We start from the raw sequence: 16931 nt of genomic DNA on the forward strand, positions 1-16931 counted from the left end.
GCCCATTTAACTGGGCAGATTGGGTGGTTTTTTCGGTTTTGGCAGTGGGGTTTTGGCATCGCCAGCACCTTTGCTATCAGAGTCAGTATTGTCTGCCTCATCACGGCTTATTTCATTACTACTAGTCGCAAAGCTATCAAGCGCCTTAGTGCTTCTATCATATTGAATATCATCGGTGTACGGCACACTATTGAGGTTGTCATCCATCAGACCATCATCGAGATCGATCACTTGTTTGGCCATGGTTGGATGGGTGGTGCTATACGCTTCACGACTAGTCATCTCAGGATCAAAATTACTGTCTGATGTTTGATTGTCATACTGTATGTCAGTCACTGCTGGATCATTTTTCATATTGCCTTGCATGGATTTGGGCAATATTTTTACGTCCGATAAGCGGCGCACAACGTAATTAGCAGGTATAGGCTTGCCGCCTTTTTGCCCTGAAGTATCATCAAATATCATACGACCTTGGCTATCGATACGAGCATATTTCATCGGTTTGTCGCGTGGCCAAAAAAAGTCAGATGGGTGACTGATAATATGACCAAAAACCAATTTGGTCAGACGTCCCCATTCAAAGAAGCGCACTTCTTTTGAGCGTAGCGCCACGAACAAGGCGAGGGAAAAGCTGACCATCAAGTTGACGATACCGATAAGAGCAACACCAAGAATGGACAGTAAGATGACGTTCCAGCTTATATCATCAGCGGACATGTTAAACAGTCCATGCGCCAAGTTGGCTGAAGCAAAAGCAATATGGCGAATATCAATTGGTAAGCCAAAAATAAAGCCGATAGTGGCAGTGCTGCCTAAGAACACCCCGAATAAAAAGTTGCCCATGATGGCACCCAAGTTCGCTTCTACAAAGCCACCAAAGCGCTGTAGCCATGATTTAGGCAGGAGGATTTTGAGTAACTTATGCCGCTGTATACGTGCGCCCACATGGTTATAAACCGCTAAGTTGTCGTAATAACCAGCGATCAGACCCGATAAAAATAAATAGACACCAGCAATGGCAGCATGGGGAAGGGCGAGCGAGCGAAAAGGATCAAGATCATGCAAGAGATGCCCAGCCTTCTCAGTATCAATCATCGGCGTGCCTGTATATTGCAGCCAAGCAAAAGAGATAATAAGAGCGACCGGTACCGCTAGCATTACATTACCCATGATAGCGACAAACTGGGTACGTAAAATATCGACCACCAATTCTGACAGCTTAGTTAGCTGATGAGACTTCTTGCCAGAGCCATCTGATATAGTGGAGGCAATAGCCGCCGCCGTCATGGCAGGCTGCTTGGTAGCGACTGTACCGCGAATGACATGAATAAAGACAAAACCCAAGCCATAAATCATGCTATTGATAAATGCCCGACCCATTGGTGCGAGGGCTAAATGATAAGCCAATATCTTGGTGGTCGCCATAAAAGCAATGATAAAGCCACCGATAGAGGCCTTTTTAAACATCTTCTGATAACCAGATTTATCGGTGCTAATGTAATGCTCACCGACACGGCTCGCGTTTTCAGTCACTTTGCGCGAGAGCAGTTTGGTATTATTATCAATCAAATAACCGATACTATAGCGACGATTGGCAGTGGTAATCAGCGTTTGTATCAGTTCAATGACGGCCAGATCACGCTTGTTATAATCATCAGTCACCAGTTCAGTCAAGATACGCATACGCTGCAAGCTTTGGTCGAGGCGCAGCATCATATTGGTCAGTCGAATAGAAATACCCGTCTTATAAATACGTTTGCGAACCGTGGCAACGATATCTTCGCATTGCTCAATCATGACAAGCAACGGCGCTGGATCGACAGCTTTTTCGGGGGTGATATCAGTCAAAGTATCAAGCTCATGCGCCTGCCTGTATTGATTGACGAATAAGACGGCTTCTTGATTTTGCGCTACAAAAGAGGCTGAGTAGTTCAGCATTTGCGGGTAAGAATCCATCAAGTCAGGATGCAAGCCAAGACCGCTGATGCGATAAGATAAAATGATAATCGCGTTTAAAATACTGTTTTTCGCCGTGGCGACTAGATCTAAGTGTTCTTCTTTGACTCTCAATAATTCAACCAGCTCATCCCATTTTTCTTTGTCGATATTGGCCAACCAACGCTCATCAGAACGCTTATTAAATAGGTAACCAACCAACTCAACCACGGAGTCCTCTTGCGGTAGTATTGGCAAAAGTCGATGGCCAACTAAACGGCGCAAACTATTAAAAAATCCCTGATCCGACATAATGCCAGTATCGGTATAGAGTGCAATTTGCCGGTATTGGATAATGAGCTTTAATACAAAGCTGGCAAGGCCGTCACCATATTCTGGATGCTGACGAATGACATCAATGAGGTTCTGAATGTTATCATTGGCCAAGACAGGCTCTTTTTCAGTGACCCGTAGCTCATCTATTAAGCGTTTTAGTACCGCAGGATCGGGTACATCACTTAGCGCCGTAATCTGTTGTAAAATGCGTTTTAATTCTGGCACGTCGCATCCTTTATCATGGTGGTTTCAACCGTTTTTATTGTTAGATTTTGAATATTATTATCTGGTATACACTATAGGTTATGACTACAAGCTTGGTAATACTATGAAGTAACTTAAGCGATAGTTTGCTTTGCGTTATTCTAATCGGAACGATGCATCGATAGTTAATTATTTTGTTAGCAGTTATTTAAAAAATATTTTTGGCAAAAAAAGGGACAGTAGCGAGACTGTCCCTTTTGTCATGATTATTTGGCTATTAAACAGTAAATACAGCTAATTAGTTAGCAGGTACATCAAAGTAGTCAAGATCAAAGTTCATCATAGGATCGCTACCTGCTTGCACCATTTGCGCATGCGCATCGATACGTGGCAATACACGACCAACGAAGTAGTCAGCAAGTTTGGCTTTGTTCGTGTAGAACTCGCCTTCTTGACCGTCAGCAGCTTCAACCATCAACGCAAACATATACGAGTAGCACAGGTAGCCAAAGGCATGCATGTAGTCAACGGCACAGCCATTGATTTCGTTTTTACGTTCGCCAATGTTGCTCAGCACAGTTTTAGTCAATGCTTCAATCGTATCAGCGGCATCTAGTGTGGCTTGTTTGATGCCGTGATTGGCTTGCATATTATTGACAAAATCACGAATTTCACCTAAGAAATGAGTGACGTATTTGCCGTTATTGCGCGCCACTTTACGACCTAGTAGGTCAAGGGCTTGAATGCCATTGGTGCCTTCATAAATCTGGGCAATGCGCGTATCACGAACGATTTGTTCCATACCCCATTCGCGGATATAGCCGTGACCACCAAATACTTGCTGACAATCAATAGTGGCTTCTAATGCTTTGTCCGTCAAAAATGCTTTGGCAACTGGAGTCAGTAGGGCAACGCGAGCGGAAGCCGCTTTGGCTGCTTCTGGATCGGTACTAAACTTTTCTTCATCAAGGTTCTTGGCAACATACATGGCAAAGCAACGTGATGCTTCAGTATTGGTCTTAGCATTTAACAACATGCGGCGTACATCGGCATGATGGATAATCGCATCCGCAGGTTTTTCTGGGCTTTGCAACTGGGTATCACTACGACCTTGACCACGGTCATTGGCATAAAGTGCCGCATTTTGATAGGCAAGCTCAGCACCACCAAGGCCTTGCAGACCCATAGTGACACGCTCATAGTTCATCATAATGAACATAGAGGACAGGCCTGTGTTTTCGGCACCAACCATCCAGCCTTTGGCACTATCAAAGTTCATCACACAAGTGGCAGATGCTTTGATACCCATTTTGTGTTCGATAGAACCGACTGCCAATGTATTGCGTTCACCCAAGCTGCCATCTTCATTGACCAAGAATTTTGGTACAACAAATAGCGAAATGCCTTTTGAGCCTTCTGGTGCATTAGGTGTTTTTGCCAATACTAAATGAATAATATTTTCAGTTAGATCGTGCTCACCGCCCGTGATAAAAATCTTAGTACCAGAGATGTCATAGCTGCCATCATCGTTAGGTACGGCTTTGGTCTTGATGATGCCTAAGTCAGTACCCGCATGTGGCTCTGTTAAGCACATAGTGCCAGCCCATTCGCCGTTGTACATTTTTTCTAGATAGGTTTGCTTTTGCTCTTCAGAGGCCGCTGCATTTAGGCAAAGCGTCGCGCCTACAGTCAGGTTAGGGTAAAGGGCAAACGATTGGTTAGCGGTAAAAACCATCTCTTCGGTGAGCATGGTCACCATTTTTGGAAAGCCTTGACCACCGTATTCAGAGTTACCGCTTAAGCCAACCCAGCCTGACTCAGCATACTGCTTATATGCTTCTTTAAAGCCTGTTGGGGTAGTGACAACGCCATCACCCTGAAAAGTAGCGCCTTCTTCATCGCCACTACGGTTGATGGGTAGCAGAACGTTTTTGGTCAGTTTTGCCATTTCTTCTAAAATCATATCGACAGTGTCCATGTCAACATGAGCCAAATTGTCGTTGTTTTGCCAAAATGCATTCGCATTAAAAACATCATTTAAGATGAAGCGCATGTCATTAAGAGGGGCATTATAAACAGCCATCAGCAGTCCTTTGGTTCAAATGAATAAAAATTAAATACATTAAGATTATCGGTTGTTCTTTTTGAGTTAACCTTAATGGCTAATAGCTAAAGTTTAGCAAATTAGAGGCTTAGCTTGTGTATTTCTTCGTGAATTGTGCGTACACCAAAAACATTTATCATGCGAAATAATAGCTTTAATAGTCTTAAAAGGAATTGATAATACGCAAATCGGCAACATACTTTGGTATGTTGCCGATCGAAATTACGATAGTGGTGCTAATTCAACAAATATTTGATAAATTGATGGCTTACTTAAAAGGCAAATTGATCAACATCCATCGACATGTACGGCTCAACACCAGTGCTGATGCGCTCTACGTGTGTGGTGGTACGTGGAAGCAATTTAGCAAAATAGAACTGAGCCGTCTTGATTTTAGCATCATAGAACGCAGGCTCGCTGCTGCCATCAGCAATAGCAGTTTGTGCCACAAGTGCCATACGTGCCCATAAATAAGCCAGAGTCACGTAACCACTGAAGTACATGTAATCAACCGCTGCACCGCCTACTGCTTCAGGGCTTTCAGTGGCTTGCATACCAATTCGCGCTGTTAAGTCGCCCCATTCTTTTAGATGCTTGACTAGTGGACGGATAAATTGACCCATCTCATCATTTTCTTTGTTTTCATCACAGAAGTCTTGGATAACTTTGACAAAGTTTGCAAGCAGCTTGCCTTGTGAACCCAATACTTTACGACCCAATAGATCAAGTGCCTGGATTTCAGTCGTACCTTCGTATAGACAAGCGATACGCGTATCACGCACGTTTTGCTCCATACCCCATTCACTGACAAAACCGTGACCACCATAAACCTGCACACCATGGTTTGCCGCTTCTAGACCAGTCTCGGTCAAAAATGCTTTAGCGATTGGTGTCAACAATGACAGCATTTGATCAGCAAATTTCAGCGCTTCGCCTTCACCTTTTGCGACGGTATCCGCAAAATGTGAGAGATAATAGACCAATGCACGGCCACCTTCAGCAAAGGCTTTTTCGGTCAATAGCATGTTGCGGACCGCTGGATGTACAATGATTGGGTCAGCTACTTTTTCTGGTGCTTTGGTACCTGACAAAGAGCGCATGGCCAAACGATCTTTGGCATAAGTCAATGAGCCTTGGAACGCGTACTCTGCTGCAGTCAAGCCCTGAACAGCAGTACCGATACGGGCAACGTTCATAAAGGTGAACATGCACTGTAGGCCGCGGTTTTCTGGGCCAATTAGGTAACCTGTTGCGCCATCGAAGTTGATGACACAAGTGGCAGAGGCTTTAATGCCCATTTTATGCTCGATAGAGCCACAAACGACATTGTTACTATCGCCAACGCTGCCATCTTCTTGAACCGTCATCTTAGGAACAATAAACAATGAGATGCCTTTTGTGCCAGCAGGTGCGCCTGGTAAACGCGCCAATACAATGTGAATAATATTGTCGGTTAAATCATGCTCACCAGCTGAGATAAAAATCTTTTGACCAGTAATGCTATAGCTACCATCTTCTTTTGGTTCAGCTTTGGTACGGATAATACCCAAGTCAGAACCAGCGTGTGCTTCAGTCAGACACATCGTACCTGACCATTCACCGCTGATCATTTTTTCTAAATAGATGTTTTTCTGCTCATCAGTACCATGATGCTCGATGGTTTGGATCGCACCATGTGATAGGCCTGGGTACATAGAGAATGACCAGTTAGCCGTACCAACCATCTCATTGATGACCGTTGATAATGAAAACGGCATGTTTTGACCACCGAATTCTTCTTCAGCAGATAAAGCAGGGAAGCCAAGCTCACAATACGCTTTATAGGCTTCTTTAAAGCCTTTTGGTGTCGTTACTTTGCCGTTATCAAACTTGCAGCCTTCCGCATCGCCGCTTTGGTTCAATGGTGACAGCTCATTTTCAGCAAAGCTTGCAGCCATTTCAAATAGGCTATCCATTAGCTCGCGGTCTGCTTCTTGAAATGCAGGTAGCGTTTTGTAATGGCTTTCGCTATCAAGCAGCTCATGCATAACGAATTGAATATCACGTAAAGGTGCTTTGTATTGCATAACTTCCTGTCCTTTTTGTAATGCAATCAATAATAGCTGGTCGTCCTATGACAGCGCTAGGGTTTAGCGCATGATGCAGGATTGACTATATCCAGATGGTCTGTTGAAGTCGCAGACCTATCTAAGGTATCGATTGCATAAAATAGTATTGAAAAGAATGGTGATTGTTAGAGTCAGTTTGATATTTAGTAAGCTCTAACAAATTCACTATAAAAGATAGGCTTTCATAGGCGATTATACAAGTTTGGTAACAGCACTGATAAGTCATGAACCTACCTTGCATCCGTTATGCAATCAACGTTAGGCGAAAAAATAATGATAATAATCGACTAAAAAATGATTGGCTGATTCTCGATTAAAATACTGACTAGGGCGTGTCATCATTTAGACAAATATTGCTGCGTTAACATTTCAGTTGCGATATCAGCAGTCACGGGTTTGCTAAACCAATAGCCTTGTCCGTATTTACAACCCATGTCTAACAGTAAATCGCGTTGTTGCTTGGTTTCGATACCTTCAGCGATGACCTGCATATCAAGCGCCACCGCTAACTCTAAAATAGCCTTGACGATCGCATATTGGGTACGATCCGTTTCAATCTTAGAGATAAAACTTTTATCGATTTTGATAAAGTCAAAAGGATACTCTTGTAGATAGCTTAAAGAGGCATAACCCGTACCAAAATCATCCAGCGCTAAACAAATCCCCAACTCTTTTAGTAAATTGAGCTGTTTTTTGACATTGGCATGGCGCTGTATTAATGAGGATTCTGTGACTTCGATATGCAATTGATGGGCATGGATGTCGTGCTGCACAAATAAGTTGCTCACCATCTCAAAGAAATCAGGATGGCTAAATTCAGCAGCATCGGCGTTGATACAAATATGTTGATCGAAGCCAAGTTTTTGCCAAATAGACAACTGTTCCGCAATTTGAGTCGCCATTTGTGAGAACAGCTCAAATGACAGTTTGTGCGTGATGATGGCATTCATAAAGTGAACAGGTTTTAGCAGCCCACGAGTGGGATGCTGCCAGCGTACCAGCGCCTCAAAGCCAGTAATAGCCCCAGTATCTAAGGAAAATTTCGGTTGATAATAGGGTACAAACTGAACATCATTGGTGGCAGCTCTAAGCTCTGCTTCCAACTGTAAACTATTGGCAGTTGCCTCATCGATGGTCTTGTTGTACCAACAGATGTCGTCTCCACCTTGCTGTTTAACATACTGTAGGGCTTTTTCAGCTTTGGTCAACAACCCTATCATTTCGTAATCATTTTCAGGGAAAAAACTGACCCCAACTGAGATATGACAATAAATGGCTGTATCTTCTGCTGGCTCATTACTGACGAAAAAAGGATGCTCACACATTTGCATCAAGAGGTCTAACTGATTGCGTACGGAATTGGCATCAGTGCATTCAAATAATAAGGCAAAGTCATCACCACCAAAGTGTGAAAAGCAATGCAAATCTTCGAGCTTCAAGGTTTTGACCCGTAGTACGAAGCTTTCTATGAGAGTATTAATACCGTCGGGGCCGAGTAGGCTTGCGAGGTTACGATAACGATCAATGTTTAGGCGTACAATCACGACTTCTTGATAACTTTCTAACAATAGCTCACTGGTCTGACTCAAAAAAACCTTGCGGTTGGGCAACCCTGTCAGTTGATCGTAATTGAGTAGATGATTCATTTGTTTTCTGTCTTTTACGACCGACGACATATCGCGCACCACACCGATATAATAACCCGTTTCTCCTACGTAGATTCTTCGGTAAGTGATATGGCAATTCAGAACTTGTCCATAGCGAGTCGCTATCGAAAAGTCAATTTCATAGAATCCCTTACTGTCTAAATGACTGGTAAGATCATTTAAAATAGCTTGCTCTTCTTTTGATAAAAACTCAGCCGCATATATACCAAGTGGTCGCCCCAGCAAAAAAGATTCACTGTAACCAATCATAATCTCGTAAATAGCATTGACCGACAGATAACGAAAGTTTGCGTCTAAAATAAAGATAGCGTCTTCATATTGCTCACATAACTGTGTCAGCAATTGCTGCTTATCTGAGAGCGGTAGGGTGGTAAAAGTAGTCATAATTGGACTCACTAAGTCAACGTCAAGTCTAAAAAATTGGTCAGTCATTGCTAGCAATAACCACCGTCAGTCATATGGATTACCTAAGCTCAGCGGCTCAAGCTATTTCCCAGTTTGCAAAGCAATAAGAAGCGTTGTATCAGAGCACTTCATTTAACCTAGCCATCAGCATATATACAGAATGGCGTTTGGTGATTAATGGCTAAGCGCGTGCAACGTTGCCAAGGCGACGACAGGCGCGGTCTCTGTTCGTAGCACGCGATTACCGATCTGCCAAGGCGCAAAGCCTACTGTTTGTGCTTGCACTGACTCGTCATTACTGAGACCACCCTCAGGACCGATTAGCAGCTCAATGTAGGGTTTGTCTTGTGTTAGTGCGGTTGAGAGTGTCTCTGGTTGCAGAGGTTGTCCCGCTGCTGGCACACTCATCATTAAGCGGCTATCTGCTGGCTGGTTTAATATTTTATAATAAGGGGCTTCACTCAGTGTCGCGACAATAGGACTAACCGCAGCGCTGACAGATATTGCTGTGTCTGTAGCGTTGGTCGCTGAATCACGTAACCAGTCATTGATAGACAGTGGTGCAAGGATAAGAGGAGGGCGATTGAGGCCGCATTGTTCACAGGCAGCGATCGCGATTTGTTGCCAATGTGCCAGCTTTTTTTCGACTTGGGCAGGTTTGAGATTGACTTCACCATGATGACTGTTGAGGAGTTGAATAGCAGTCACACCAAGCTCAGTGGACTTTTGAATGGCATAATCCATCCGTTCACCGCGACTCATCACTAGGGCGATTTTAGTCAATACAGGGGCGCTGCGGTCATCCATTGAATGACTGAGCAAAGTAGCCGTTGCATTTTTTTTACTAATCGCTTGTAGCTCTACCTGATATTCGCCGCCAAAGCCATCAAACAAAATACCTTGATCACCGATATTTGCGCGTAATACTCGGCACCAATGATGAACGATGCTGTCTGTTAATTCGACACTAGCACCAATAGATAATGTACTAAGGGTAGGAAAGGTGGTGTTCAGATCGTTACTGATAGCATAAAAAAAACGTCGCACAGTCGTTTAGTCCTTTAATTGAACAATAATCCCTCTCAACATGTTAGCAGAATATGAGTGGCGGAGGGAAAGGTATTGTCACAGGTATTTGGGAAATAAAACAGGTCATGTAGAGCAGTTGTTAAGACAAGATAGATCATAAGTAAAACGAAAAAAATGGCATTCCGAAGAATGCCAGTCATTTAACAAGAAGTTCAACAAAGGTCTAAGCGGTAAGTCCCAACGCTTCAACCAAACGCTTATTCGGCTCAACCTTATTCATGCTATAAAAATGCATGGCAGGTACACCCTCATTGATTAAACGCTCACATAGACGATATACCACATCAAAACCAAATTCGCGAATGGCTTTGCGATCATCACCAAAGTCAGCCAACTGCTTACGCACATAACGCGGAATATCAGCGCCACAGCTATCGGCAAAGCGTACCAAATTGCTTGAGTTGGTAATGGGCATAATGCCAGCCACTAGTGGCTGTGTTACGGTATCAATCCCACGCTGCTCTAAGGTATCACGCAAATATAAGTAGCTATCAGCGTTATAGAAAAACTGGGTAATCGACGCATTGGCGCCCGCTTGATATTTATTGACCAAATTGTCAACATCAAACGCAAAGCTACGCGCTTGTGGGTGCATCTCAGGATACGCGGCCACTTCAATATGGAAGTGATCACCTGAGTGTTCACGAATGAATTTTACCAAATCGACAGCAAATGGTAGTTCACCCATGCCCACCTGACCTGAAGGCAAGTCACCACGTAGCGCGACTAGGCGCTTGATACCTAAGCTTTTGTAGTGCTCAAGCAATTCAGCGATTTCTGCTTTATCATCACCAATACAAGACATATGCGGCGCAATGTCAGTATCGCCGCGTGCACATAGTGCTTGAACGATATCTAAAGTGCGGTTACGGGTTGAACCGCCAGCACCGTAGGTCACCGAAAAGTACGCAGGTGATAGCTTATTCAGCTCATCATAAGTGCTGAGTAGCTTTTCATGACCCAGTTCGGTTTTGGCCGGAAAAAACTCAAAGGAGAAAGCAGGCTTAGTCACAGTCTGGCTCCTTTTAGTATTTATAAGCGTCAGGCTTAAATGGACCTTCGACAGGTACACCCAAATATTCCGCTTGTTTATCCGTCAGCTTCGTCAATGTACCGTTAAAACCGGCAACCATGGCAGCAGCGACTTCTTCGTCCAGTTTCTTCGGCAATACTCTGACGTATAAGTTGTCAGTGCGCTCATCAGCTGGCAAGTCAGCGAATTTTTCTTCAAACAGATACATTTGCGCCAATACTTGGTTAGCAAATGAGCCGTCCATCACGCGTGATGGGTGACCAGTGGCATTACCAAGGTTCACTAAGCGACCTTCAGCAAGCAAGATCAAATAATCATTTTCGTCGTCTGAGCGGAAGATTTGATGCACTTGTGGCTTAATCTCAACCCAGCGCCAGTTGTCACGCATGAATTGGGTGTCGATTTCAGTGTCAAAATGACCGATGTTACAAACGACCGCACCAGGTTTCAGTGCTGCTAGCATATGTCTGTCACATACATGGTAGTTACCAGTAGTAGTAACAATCATGTCAGTATCTTCTAGCAAGCGGGTGTTGATGTTTTCTGCGCCGCCAGTGTTATCACCGTTAATGTAAGGCGATAATACTTCAAAACCGTCCATACATGCCTGCATGGCACAGATAGGATCAACTTCTGAGACACGTACAATCATGCCTTCTTGACGTAAGCTTTGCGTAGAGCCTTTACCCACATCGCCATAACCGATAACCAAAGCGCGGCGACCAGCAAGGAACATGTCAGTAGCACGTTTGATAGCATCATTCAAGCTATGACGGCAGCCGTATTTGTTGTCGTTTTTAGACTTGGTAACGGCATCGTTGACATTGATGGCAGGTACTTTAAGCGTACCTTTGTTTAACATCTCAACTAAGCGATGAACACCAGTGGTAGTTTCTTCTGAGATACCATGGATATTATCAAGAAGCTCAGCATAATCATTATGGATCAATGCAGTTAAATCACCGCCATCATCCAAGATTAAGTTAGTATCCCAAAGCTGACCTGATGCTTCGCCGCCAACATGAACTTGTTGACGTAAGCACCACTCGTACTCTTCTTCTGTTTCGCCTTTCCAAGCATAGACAGAAATACCAGCAGCAGCAATCGCCGCAGCAGCATGGTCTTGAGTTGAGAAGATGTTGCATGACGTCCAACGTACTTCAGCACCTAGCGCGACTAGTGTCTCGATAAGTACGGCAGTTTGGATGGTCATGTGGATACAGCCAGCGATTTTCGCGCCTTTAAGCGGTTGATCGGCTTCGTAGCGACGACGCAGACCCATAAGGGCAGGCATTTCAGCTTCGGCAAGGGTGATTTCACGGCGGCCGTAATCAGCAAGGCTGATGTCAGCGACTTTATAGTCAGTGAAAGAGGGGTCGATCGTATGGGCAGATGGTGTAGTAGACACTGCGTCCATAATATGCTCCTATCAGTGGTTAACGTATGATAAAAAGAATAAAAACGCAGGTGCCGTTGTTTGCGCTGTGAGCGACCAAAATAGGGCGCTCGACAGTTAACCGAGCCTAACATAACCTATAATTTGCATGATTTTAGTCTCTCAATGCAATATCTATGGTCATGGCGCAACACCTCTCGGAGGTCGTTATTGTAATAGATGAGTCATGGATTGTCACCTGTTGGATAACATAAATAGCTGACGGTATAGGAACATAAGATGCCGATCGGTGATATAGAGCACTAAAAAAAGGCCATCGATATTGATGACCTTTTTTATTCTCAGTTCAGACAGTCTGAAGGGTACTAAGAAAAACTTAGTACCAGTTATAGGTCAAAGAGGTGAAATAGTTGATACCATCAGTGTCGTAACCAGGCAGAGTAATATACTTTTCATTAGTAATATTGTCTAAGCGTGCTGCCATGGTTAGGCTGTCTGTTAGCTGGTAGTTACCGCTGATATTAAACAACCCATAATGATCGACAAACTGCGATTCTGCATTGGCAACGTTGCTATAGTAGTCACCGACATATTCATATTCGGCACGAATATCAAAGCTTGATAAGCGATAGCCTAAGTAAATCAGACCTTTATGCTCAGGACGAATGGCAAGAAAATTACCATCGTTGCTCCCGCCACTATTGTCTTCTGCCTGCTGGTAGTCATAGCTACCACCAAATAAGTAATTATCGACTATCCAATCTGATGTTAGTGTGAGTCCTTCGATTTTGGCTTCATCGACGTTTTCGCTAGAGCCTGCATAAGGATTGCTAGGTGTGGGGCTTGCGACATAGCTGATTAAGTCGTCAACTTTGTTGTGATAGCCTGTCAAACGAGTAGACTGAATAGGAGTATCGTATTCAATAAAAGCTTCATAGTTATCACTGGTTTCTGGTGTCAACTCAGCATTACCACCGAAAGGTGAGTACAAGTCATTGAAACTAGGCGCTCGGAACCCTTTAGCATAACTGGCACCGATGCGTAGATTGGGACTGATGTGTAGCGCGCCACCTAAATTATAAGTGGTCTCATCACCATACTGTGAGTTGTCATCATAGCGTAGGTTTGCTTGTGCATCGAATTGATTATTAGCCAATACATAACCCAAAAATGCACTGGTCACATCACGGTCATCAACGTCATAATCAGTCGTATCAATACTTTGGTTTAAATACTCTGCACCGTAAATGCCTGTACCGATAGGTAGGGCATGCTGACCGACTAGGCTAACTTGATCTTGCTCTGTATCATAGTTACTGCTATAGGTTTCTGTGTCTATGTTGTCGATAGAGTGCCCATACTGTAGCTTCACCGAAGCGCCTGGCTGGTAGCGCCAATCAACGAACGCTTGAGCCGCACCCGTTTCTTGATCAGAATACACATTCTCTGCAGCGCCATTATCAAAATAAGTCGTTGACTCGCTATACAGAGCACTAGCCCCAACTGACAATTGATCATTGATACGCTGATTTAGAGCAATGCTAAAGTTATCACTTTCGAAACCATCATCGTCTTTGTTGTAAGGGGCGTATTCATTACTAGGATCGGGTAGCGTTGCATTGATACCATCTGTTTCGTTGTGGCTGGCTGAAAGGCTCAAAGCGGTGCCAGTATCATTGACGAATTGTGCGCTAGCACCGTATAAGTATTGATCATTTGAGCCAACACCAGCGGTAACCGACATGCTGCTTTGATCTACATTGCTGCCTTTGGTGAATACTTGAATCACACCGCCCATCGCGTCTGCACCATAAATACTAGATCCTGACGCACCATATAGTATTTCGATACGATCGATCTGGTCGGCTGGTAGTAAATTTAGGGCACTATTACCTGTGCTTAACGAGCTATAACGTATGCCATCAATAAGTACCAAGATTTGCTTACCATCATAACCGCGCATATAAAGATTGGAAACGGTGCCCATGCCGCCGCTTGTATAGTGACTGATGCCAGGCTGACGCTTCAGTGCTTCTAAAACTGTCTGCCCTTGATAACGGCGCAATTCTTCGCTATCAATCACGCGAGTTTGGGCGATTACGTTACTGGTTTTGGTAGGCGTACGCGTCGCTGTCACAACGATTTTATCAAGCTCGACTTGTGGCAGCTCACTATCATTGACTGTCTCTAAGTCAGGGTCAGATGGCGTGACAGCCATGGCTGTATTTACGGCAAATACGCCAAGTGCGCTTAAAATACAGCACCGCAAATAAGTAGACGAAGAAGAGCGTGTTAACAACATAATGATTCCCAAGGTTACAAAAGCAAAAGTTAAGAAGGTAAAATTTACAAAAAACAGTAGACAAGTTACACAGGGTTCATTATCTATAAATATGCGCGCTTTATAAACCAGTTTTAGCCAATATTTATTCATGATAAGCTGAGGAATTTTCATGATGGCTGATTATTGAGCCATTCTAAAGCGATGTATAGGGTGTTTATTGCTTAGCAACTGTGCTCAGTACCAATAATTCCTTATCATTAGAAACATTCTTCGGTAGAAAAATTTGTAATCAAAAACACGACAGTTAGTTATAATTGCTATCATGGCGGCAGGTTGTGTTGATCATTGGCTATTTAGGCAATTTTCTCTTTATACCTATGTCTATCTATAAATTAAGAGGTTTGTTTTGTCTATTGAGCGTCGTATGAGTCCTACTAGCTTACTTTTACCCTTAAAAGCATCATTATCAAGAGTCATGGTAGTGGCCACCTTGTTGCTGACTTTATTGTGTAGCCTGATACTGCCGAATGCTGCTTTCGCGGCTGAAGCTGGCGTGTTGGGACTTGGCGGGACTAGTGAGACGAGCAGTGAGCCGATACCTGATTCCTTTGGGCGAGATACGCCGCGACATACGGTGCAGGGATTCATTAGTGCTTTGAGCGAAAACGATTATTTATTGGCGAGCAATTACCTTAACTTATCAAAGTCTGACAATCCAACCACCGTGGTGCGTCAGTTTAAGCAAGCACTCGATGCCGGTGGACGTTTTTTACCTGACTTGCAGCTCAATAATACGCTTGAAGGCAATTTAACCGATCAATTGCCACCCAGCCAAGAAAACGTCGGTGTCATTAATATCGGTGAAAAAAGTGTGCCGTTGTTATTAGAAAGAGTGGTGTCTAATAACAATGATCAGTACTGGCAATTCTCAAGTGATACGCTCAGCTCAGTGCCAGAAGTGATAGAAAATACTGAGCCGACCTTGGTATCTCGCTATACGGTTGATTCACTGGACGGCAAAAAGGTTTTTGGTTATCAATTGGCTGACTTGGTTGCAGCGCTAACCATGATTGTGAGCAGCTTTGTCCTCACTTATATTATGGTTTGGCTGTTGTACCATCTATTGAGAATCACTTATCCTCACATACGCGGTGTACCGTTACCATTACCTAATAAGGTAATATTGCCATTATCTGTAGTGATCATGGCACTGATACTATCAGAGGTTATGGTTTATGCAGGCGTATCGGTGACCCTGCGTGAGCCAGTCAATCGCTTTACGGATATTGCTTCCTGGTTGGCGCTGACTTGGCTACTATTACGAGTGATCGATGCGATATTTACCCGAGCGGTAAATCTAAGCTACAAGAAAAACTATACTGAGCGAGTCTCAATTTTGGGACTGCTTCGTAAGGTCGTCAAAGCGCTATTACTGATATTTGCAGTGATTGTTATTTTTGGCAATTTGGGTTTTGATTTGACCACTGGTATTGCCGCACTGGGTGTGGGTGGTTTGGCGTTAGCTCTTGGTGCGCAAAAGACGATCGAAAACCTAGTTGGTAGTGTTGTAGTGGTGGCAGACTCACCTGTACGTATTGGTGACTATTGTAAGTTTGGTACTTACGAAGGCACAGTTATTGATATTGGTATTCGCTCATCACGCGTCCGCACATTGACCCGCACCATCGTCACCGTACCCAATGGCGACTTCTCGTCCATGCAAATTGAGAACTTTACCTCACGCGATATGTTCCGCTTCTTTCATCAGTTGTATCTTAAGCGTACCGCTGATATCGACGTGGTCTTTAAGATGGTCAAGGATTTAGATGAGTTTTTGAATGAGCATTATTTAACCAATAATGAATGGAACCAAGTGAATATTTTAGAGCTGCGCCAAGACTGCTATGTGATTCAATTACAAGCTTACATTAATGCCAACGACGTCATGGAGTTCTATGACAAGCAAAACGTGGTATTCGTTGATGTACTAAACCAAGTCGCAAAATATAAGGTTGAGCATGCTTTGCCAACACAGCAGTTGATTGTCAATCAAGCTGAACTTGAACATCATATGGAAAGCAATACAGTTGAATCGGTAGAAGAAGATACATCACACAGCAGTAGCAAGACGGATGATGGTGAAACGAATGTAAGCTTAGACAATCATGATCACTCTAGTAACAACGGCAGTGTTGATATTAATAAAAGCAGCGACAAAGCGAGAGGTGATAACCAGAAATCATCGATGGCAACAGTAAGCAGGGAAGGTGCACTTAAAGCACTGAAACACAAAAGTCGTATGCTAAGAAAAAGTAAATTTAAGCACACCAAAAGAAAATTTGGTTTTTCTATATGGAACCAGCCTTAAAA

9 protein-coding genes are annotated in these 16931 nt (G+C 43.6%); 1 reads left to right on the forward strand and 8 read right to left on the reverse strand.

Annotated elements, in window-relative coordinates; all coding sequences use genetic code 11:
* Positions 1–6 precede the first annotated feature (6 nt).
* The 8 genes from IE130_RS03560 to IE130_RS03595 form a co-directional block, all read right to left on the reverse strand.
* Positions 7–2496 (reverse strand): site-specific recombinase, encoded by a 2490-nt coding sequence (locus IE130_RS03560; RefSeq protein WP_189581768.1) that lies wholly within the window; start codon positions 2494–2496, stop codon positions 7–9.
* 277 nt (positions 2497–2773) lie between these two features.
* Entirely contained in the window at positions 2774–4558 is a 1785-nt protein-coding gene (locus IE130_RS03565; protein WP_189581771.1) for an acyl-CoA dehydrogenase C-terminal domain-containing protein, read from the reverse strand.
* Between the two features lie 293 nt (positions 4559–4851).
* Positions 4852–6645: an acyl-CoA dehydrogenase C-terminal domain-containing protein gene (locus tag IE130_RS03570; RefSeq protein WP_189581774.1), complete on the reverse strand. Its 1794-nt coding sequence runs from the start codon at positions 6643–6645 to the stop codon at positions 4852–4854.
* A gap of 380 nt (positions 6646–7025) precedes the next feature.
* Positions 7026–8738, reverse strand: a complete 1713-nt coding sequence (locus tag IE130_RS03575; protein WP_227676117.1) for a putative bifunctional diguanylate cyclase/phosphodiesterase — start codon at positions 8736–8738, stop codon at positions 7026–7028.
* Positions 8739–8933: 195 nt separating this feature from the next.
* Positions 8934–9806, reverse strand: a complete 873-nt coding sequence (locus tag IE130_RS03580; RefSeq protein WP_189581780.1) for a 16S rRNA (uracil(1498)-N(3))-methyltransferase — start codon at positions 9804–9806, stop codon at positions 8934–8936.
* 205 nt (positions 9807–10011) lie between these two features.
* Positions 10012–10860 carry a methylenetetrahydrofolate reductase gene (locus tag IE130_RS03585; protein ID WP_189581783.1) on the reverse strand — a complete coding sequence of 283 codons (849 nt, stop codon included), beginning with the start codon at positions 10858–10860 and terminating at the stop codon, positions 10012–10014.
* Between the two features lie 13 nt (positions 10861–10873).
* The gene (ahcY, locus tag IE130_RS03590; protein ID WP_189581786.1) at positions 10874–12298 is read right to left on the reverse strand and encodes an adenosylhomocysteinase; all 1425 of its coding nucleotides are present in this window, start codon (positions 12296–12298) and stop codon (positions 10874–10876) included.
* A gap of 355 nt (positions 12299–12653) precedes the next feature.
* Positions 12654–14579, reverse strand: a complete 1926-nt coding sequence (locus tag IE130_RS03595; RefSeq protein WP_189581789.1) for a TonB-dependent receptor plug domain-containing protein — start codon at positions 14577–14579, stop codon at positions 12654–12656.
* A 457-nt stretch (positions 14580–15036) separates the two neighbouring features.
* Between IE130_RS03595 and IE130_RS03600 the strand changes: the two genes are divergently transcribed.
* Complete coding sequence (locus IE130_RS03600; protein WP_373299612.1) at positions 15037–16929, forward strand: mechanosensitive ion channel family protein; 1893 nt, start codon at positions 15037–15039, stop codon at positions 16927–16929.
* Positions 16930–16931 lie beyond the last annotated feature (2 nt).

The organism is Psychrobacter glaciei (genome assembly GCF_014652895.1).
Lineage (GTDB): Bacteria > Pseudomonadota > Gammaproteobacteria > Pseudomonadales > Moraxellaceae > Psychrobacter > Psychrobacter glaciei.

Coding starts and splice junctions, on each gene's coding strand:
- IE130_RS03600 (WP_373299612.1), top strand. CDS start 15,037: ATGGTAGTGGCCACCTTGTTGCTGACTTTATTGTGTAGCCTGATACTG.
- IE130_RS03565 (WP_189581771.1), bottom strand. CDS start 4,558: ATGGCTGTTTATAATGCCCCTCTTAATGACATGCGCTTCATCTTAAAT.
- IE130_RS03570 (WP_189581774.1), bottom strand. CDS start 6,645: ATGCAATACAAAGCACCTTTACGTGATATTCAATTCGTTATGCATGAG.
- IE130_RS03575 (WP_227676117.1), bottom strand. CDS start 8,738: ATGACTACTTTTACCACCCTACCGCTCTCAGATAAGCAGCAATTGCTG.
- ahcY (WP_189581786.1), bottom strand. CDS start 12,298: ATGGACGCAGTGTCTACTACACCATCTGCCCATACGATCGACCCCTCT.
- IE130_RS03595 (WP_189581789.1), bottom strand. CDS start 14,579: ATGTTGTTAACACGCTCTTCTTCGTCTACTTATTTGCGGTGCTGTATT.